Below are 6,260 nucleotides of genomic sequence, written 5' to 3' on the forward strand. Positions count from 1 at the left end.
CCCTTGCGGGTCCCCTGCGCTTCTCGCCCGAGCGGGGCCGCGCGCTAAACTCGCTTCGCTCGGACAACGCGCGCTCGCCGAGCGGCTGGCGCCGCTCGGCGTCCCCGCTCGGGCTGCGATGCTCGGCGTATTCGAGCTACGCCCTGGACCCCCACGGCCCGGGCTGGCAAGGCCCGCCCAACCTTCGTAGGCTGGATCGACCATGAGTGACGCTGCCCCTGCCTTCGTCCACCTGCGCGTCCACACCGAGTTCTCCCTGGTGGACGGCATCGTGCGCATCCAGGAGCTGGTGGCGGCGGCGCGCGACGCCGGCATGCCGGCGGTGGCCGTTACCGACCAGTCGAACCTCTTCGGCATGGTCAAGTTCTACCGCGCGGCGCTGGCCGCCGGGGTCAAGCCGATCATCGGCTGCGACGTCTGGCTCGCCGACGAGGCCGCCGAGGCCGGGCGCTCGCGGCTGACCCTGCTCTGCCGCGACGCCGCCGGCTACCGCGCCCTGTCGCGGCTGCTCTCGCGCGCCTATCTGGAGGGGACGGACGGCGATATCCCCGTCGTCGAGCGCGCCTGGCTGCGCGCCGACGCCGCCGGGCTGCTGGCGCTCTCCGGCGGCGCCGAGGGGGACGTGGGCCGGGCGCTGCTGCGCGGCGACGCGGAGCTCGCCCGGCGCTACCTCCGCGAGCACCGGGAGACCTTCGGCGAGGACGGCTTCTACCTGGAGGTCCACCGCCTCGGCCGCCCCGGCGACGAGCACCACCTGCACGCCGCCGTCGAGCTCGCCGCCGCCGAGCAGGCGCCGGTGGTGGCGACCAACGACGTGCGCTTCATGGCCCGCGAGGACTTCGACGCCCACGAGGTGCGGGTGTGCATCCACGAGAGCCGGACCCTCGACGACCCGAGCCGGCCGCGGCGCTTCACCGAGCAGCAGTACCTGGCGGATCCGGCGGACATGGCCGAGCGCTTCGCCGACCTGCCCGAGGCCCTGGAGACCTCGGTGCGCATCGCCGAGCGCTGCAGCGTCGACCTGGAGCTCGGCAAGAACCACCTGCCCGACTTCCCCGTCCCCGAGGGCTATACCGTGGCCTCGCTGCTGCGCGAGGAGGCGGAGACGGGCCTGGGGCAGCGCCTGGTGCAGCGGGGCGTGGGCGAGGACGAGGCGCCGGAGGCGGTCCGCCAGCGCTACCAGGAGCGGCTCGACCACGAGCTGGCGGTGATCGAGCAGATGGGCTTCCCCGGCTACTTCCTGATCGTCGCCGACTTCATCCGCTGGGCCCGGGCCAGCGGCATCCCCGTCGGCCCGGGGCGGGGCTCCGGGGCCGGCTCGCTGGTCGCCTACGCGCTCGGCATCACCAACCTCGACCCGCTGCGCTACGACCTGCTTTTCGAGCGCTTCCTCAACCCCGAGCGGGTCTCCATGCCCGACTTCGACGTGGACTTCTGCATGGAGCGCCGCGACGAGGTCATCGAGTACGTCTCCGAGCGCTACGGCGCCGAGAAGGTCTCGCAGATCGCCACCCACGGCACCATGGCCGCCCGCGCCGTGGTCCGCGACGTCGGCCGCGTCCACGGCCACGCCTACGGCTACGTCGACCGCATCGCCAAGCTCATCCCCTTCGAGCCGGGGATGACCCTCGACAAGGCCCTCGAGCAGGAGCCGGACCTGCGCGCCGAGTACGACAACGACGAGACGGTCCGCGAGCTGCTCGACACCGCCCGCCGGCTCGAGGGGATGTCGCGCAACGTCGGCAAGCACGCCGGCGGGGTGGTGATCGCCCCGACGGACCTGACGGACTTCTCGCCGCTCTACCGCGACCCGGAGGAGCGCGAGGACGCCGCGGCGTGGAAGGTGGCCACCCACTTCGACAAGGACGACGTCGAGGCCGTCGGGCTGGTGAAGTTCGACTTCCTCGGGCTGCGGACGCTGACCATCATCGACTGGACGGTGCAGGCGGTGAACCGCCTGCGCGAGCAGCGCGGCGAGCCGGCGCTGGATATCGACACCGTCCCCCTCGACGACGCCGAGACCTTCGAGCTGCTCAAGCGCTGCGCCACCACGGCGGTCTTCCAGCTCGAGTCGCGGGGGATGAAGGAGCTGATCAAGCGCCTGCAGCCGGACAGCTTCGAGGACATCATCGCCCTCGTGGCGCTCTTCCGCCCCGGCCCGCTGCAGTCGGGGATGGTCGAGGACTTCGTCGAGCGCAAGCACGGCCGCTCGGCGGTGGCCGGCTACCCCACCCAGGCGCTCCACCACCCGGACCTGGTCCCGGTGCTGCAGTCGACCTACGGGGTCATCCTCTACCAGGAGCAGGTCCAGCGCATCGCCCAGGTCCTCGCCGGCTACAGCCTCGGCCAGGCCGACCTGCTGCGCCGGGCCATGGGCAAGAAGAAGCCCGAGGAGATGGCCAAGCAGCGCGCCGGCTTCCTCGAGGGGGCGCAAGCCCAGGGGCTCTCCCAGGAGCACGCCGAGGGGATCTTCGACCTCGTGGAGAAGTTCGCGGGGTACGGGTTCAATAAGTGCGTTCACGGCGATACCCGGCTGATCGAGGCGCACACCGGCGAGCGGGTCACGGTGGCGGAGCTGTTCCGGCAGCGCCGCCCCTTCTCGGTCCACGCCGAGGCCGCGGACGGTAAGCTGGTCCCGCGCCCGGTGACCGATGTGGTCTGGAACGGGCGCAAGCCCGTCTTCGAGCTGCGCACGGCCCAGGGGCGGCGGATCCGGGCGACGGCGGGGCACCGCTTCCGGACCTGGGCGGGGTGGCGGCGCCTCGAGGCGCTGGCGGTCGGGGACCGGGTCGCCACGGCCCGGCGGCTCCCCGTCGACGCGCAGGAGCGCTGGCCGGCGCACGAGCTCATCGTGCTCGCCGGCCTCCTCGCCGAGGGCAACACCTGCCACCCGGGCACCCTGTACTTCTACGGCAACGACGCCGCCCTCGTGGAGGACTTCGCCGCGGCGGCGAGCCGGTTCCCGAACACCGTCGTCCAGGTGAGCGCCCGCGGGGACGGCCGGCGGCTCGAGGCCCGGGTCAATACCGGCCGGGACACCCGGTTCCGGGGCCGGGCCGCGCCGGCCGCCGTGGACGGCGCTGCCGCTGACCTGCAGGGAGGGGGGAGTGAGCCGGCGGCCTACAGCGGCGCCTTCGAGTGGGCCCAGGGGCTCGGCCTGCTCGGCTGCCGGGCGGCCGAGAAGCGCATCCCCGAGGCGATCTTCCGCCTGTGCGATGCGGATATCGAGCGCTTCCTCGGCCGGCTTTGGGCGGGGGATGGCTTTGTCTGCTCCGAGCGGCAGTTCACGCCCTACTACGCCACCTCATCGCGGGCGCTGGCGGAAGGGGTCTCCACCCTGCTGCTGCGCCTCGGGATGATCAACGGCATCCACGAGAAGCGCTTCCGCTACCGCGGCGGCGAGCGGCCCGGCTATACGGTGCACCTGCTGGGCGAGGGCACGGTCGAGACCTTCCTGCGGCGTCTCGGCCCGCACCTGGTGGGCCGCCAGGCCGCGGTAGAGCGGCTGGCGGCGTACGTCCAGGGACGCGCGGCGAGCCGCTCGAGCCTCGATACCATCCCCGCAGCGGTCCGGGACCAGGTCGACGCCGAGCGGCGCCGCCTGGGGCTCACCTGGGCGCAGCTCGAGCAGGGGAGCGGGGTCTCGACGCGGGAGCTCCAGGGGCGGGGATCCCGCGGCAAGCGCGGCTTCCGGCGGCGGACCGTCGCCCAGCTCGCGCGCTACCTCGGCGCCCAGCGCCTGGCCCAGGCGGCGGCGTCCGACCTCTACTGGGATCGGGTGGTGGCGATCGAGCCGCAGGGGGTCGCCGATACCTACGACCTGACCGTGGACACCGACCACAACTACGTCGCCGAGGGGCTGGTCACCCACAACTCCCACTCGGCCGCCTACGCGCTGCTCTCCTACCAGACGGCCTGGCTCAAGGCCCACGAGCCGGCGGCCTTCATGGCCTCCGTGCTCTCCTCGGACATGGACAACACCGACAAGGTGGTCACCTTCATCGACGAGGCGCGGGCCATGCGCCTCGAGGTCCAGCCGCCGGATATCAACCGCAGCGCCAACCCCTTCGTCGCCGTCGACGAGCGGACCATCGTCTACGGCCTCGGGGCCATCAAGGGCGTCGGCGAGTCGGCCCTCGACGCCATCCTCGGCGAGCGCGACGCCAACGGCCCGTTCACCGACCTCTTCGAGCTCTGCCGGCGGGTCGACACCGGCCGGGCCAACCGCCGGGTCCTCGAGGCGCTGTGCCGCTCCGGCAGCCTCGATCCGCTCGTCGCCAACCGCGCCACCGGCGTGGCGCGGATCCCCGCCGCCCTGGCCGCCGCCGAGCAGGCCACCCGCGACCGGGCCGCCGGGCAGAGCGACCTCTTCGGCGGCCTCGATACCGGGCCCGTGGCCCCGGCTGCGGGGGAGGGCGAGGGCGCCGCCGAGCAGCCGGAGTGGCCGGAGGAGGAGCGGCTCGCCGGCGAGAAGGAGACCCTCGGGCTCTTCCTCACCGGCCACCCCATCGACCGCTACGAGGCCGAGCTGCCGTACCTGGCCACGGACCGGCTCCAGCGGCTGGCCTCCGGCGGCGCCGGCGGCGGCGAGGACAACGGCCGCGGGGGGCGCGTGGTCACGGCGGCGGGGCTCGTGATCGCCCTGCGCGTGCGCAATACCAGCACCGGCGGGCGGCTGGCGACCCTGACCCTGGACGACCGCACCGGCCGGATCGAGGCGGTGCTCTTCCCCGAGGCGTACTCGTGCTACCGCAACGTCCTCGGCAAGGACCTGCTGCTCGTGGTCCGCGGCAGCCTCGACTACGACGACTTCAGCGGCGGCCACCGCATCACCGCCGAGGAGGTGCTGGACCTGCCGCAGGCCCGGGAGCGCGCCCTCGGCCGCCTGGTGGTCCCCGTCTCCGCCGAGCGGGCGGGCAACGGCCTGATCCCGGCGCTGCGCGAGGCGCTGACCCGCTACGGTGGGGGCGCCAGCGCCGTCCACCTCGACTACCGCCGCCCCGAGGCCCGGGCGCGGGTGGTCCTCGGCGGGGCGTGGACGGTGCGCCCCTGCGACGAGCTCCTGCGCCACCTCGAGGGGGTGGCCGACGGCTCGGTGCGGGTCGAGTACCCGGGCGGCTAGCCCGCCAGCAGCCCCGCCAGCCAGTCGACGGTCACCGGCTCCCCGTCGCCGCGGTCGTCGAGGTGCTCGAGGACCGCCAGCGCTCCGGGGAAGGGCTCGCCGCGGGTCCACTCGTTGACGGTGACCAGCGTCGGCAGGCCCGCCGCCCGGGCGGCGGCGAGGCCGTTGGCGGAGTCCTCGACGGCGATGCAGCGCCCGGNGACGGTGATGCAGCGCCCGGCGGGGCAGCCGAGCCGGCGCAGCGCCTGGGTGTAGCCGTCGGGGGCGGGCTTCTTGGCGGCGACGTCCTCGCCGGCGACGATGAGCTCGATGGCCTCGGCGGCCGCCGCCGGCAGGAGCGCCTCGAGGAGGGCGTCGACCCCCTCCCGGGCGGCGGTGGTCACGATGCCGGTGCGCACCCCGGCCTCGTGGGCCTGGGCGATCAGCCGCGCGACCCCGGGCCGCGCCTGGATCCCGCCCTGGCGCAGCCGCTCCCCGTAGTAGCGGGTCTTGGTGGCGTGGACGCGGGCGGCGAGCGCCTCGATCGGCTCGTCCCCGAGGGCGGCCCCGCAGCCCTGGAGCGCGCGGTGGATGCGCTCGCGGCCGCCGGGCGCCTCGGCGAGCAGCTGGCGGTAGCGGCGCGCCGTCCACTGCAGCGGCAGGCCGTGCGCCCGGAAGGCGGCGTTGAAGGCCGGCAGGTGGCCGTCGCCCTCGGTATCGGCGAGGGTGCCGTCGACGTCGAGGAGGAGGGCTTGCAGCTGAGCGGCTTCGGTCATGGTCCCGGCGTGCGCTGGCAGGTCGTGGGCGGCCCGGTGGTCCGGCCCCTGGACCACCCGGCGTGGCGTGGCTGGTAGTATAGCTAGCCGCAGCCATCCACCCTAGGGAGGGAGCAGCCGCAATGGGCCAAGGCCGCCGACCGTACTCGCCGCAGCTGCGGCAGCGACTGATCGAGCTCGTCGAGGCCGGGCGGACGCCCCAGGAGCTCGCCCGGGAGTTCGAGCCCTCCGCCAAGACCATCGAGCGCTGGTACCGGCAGGCGAGGCAGGGCAAGGGCGCCGGGTCCGGCGAGCCCGCGAAGGCCGCTGCGCCCGAGGAGGCCGCCCCGGCCTGGGCGATCAGCCGCGCGACCCCGGGCCGCGCCTGGATCCCGCCCTGGCGC

General features: G+C 74.4%; 2 protein-coding genes and 4 pseudogenes. 4 read left to right on the forward strand and 2 right to left on the reverse strand.

Features of this window, described 5'->3' with window-relative positions:
* Positions 1-202: 202 nt before the first annotated feature.
* From dnaE to CKO13_RS13025, 3 genes and pseudogenes are all read left to right on the forward strand, one after another.
* Positions 203-3,871 (forward strand): annotated as a pseudogene (gene dnaE / locus CKO13_RS10355) (DNA polymerase III subunit alpha); the annotation flags it as partial.
* A gap of 165 nt (positions 3,872-4,036) precedes the next feature.
* Positions 4,037-4,834, forward strand: a pseudogene (locus CKO13_RS12785) (helix-hairpin-helix domain-containing protein); the annotation flags it as partial.
* A 54-nt stretch (positions 4,835-4,888) separates the two neighbouring features.
* Positions 4,889-5,122, forward strand: coding sequence for a hypothetical protein (locus tag CKO13_RS13025; protein WP_338034636.1), 234 nt, complete (start codon positions 4,889-4,891; stop codon positions 5,120-5,122).
* Here the strand turns inward: CKO13_RS13025 and CKO13_RS12790 are convergent.
* Positions 5,119-5,321 (reverse strand): annotated as a pseudogene (locus CKO13_RS12790) (HAD family hydrolase); the annotation flags it as partial. The gene CKO13_RS13025 and the pseudogene CKO13_RS12790 overlap by 4 nt on opposite strands.
* A gap of 1 nt (position 5,322) precedes the next feature.
* A pseudogene (locus CKO13_RS10360) lies at positions 5,323-5,877 on the reverse strand (HAD family hydrolase); the annotation flags it as partial.
* Between the two features lie 122 nt (positions 5,878-5,999).
* Between CKO13_RS10360 and CKO13_RS10365 the strand changes: the two are divergent.
* Positions 6,000-6,260 (forward strand): transposase (locus CKO13_RS10365; protein ID WP_200260548.1); only part of this gene is annotated, 261 nt, incomplete at its 3' end.

The sequence above is a fragment of the Halorhodospira neutriphila genome, assembly GCF_016584055.1.
Lineage (GTDB): Bacteria > Pseudomonadota > Gammaproteobacteria > Nitrococcales > Halorhodospiraceae > Halorhodospira > Halorhodospira neutriphila.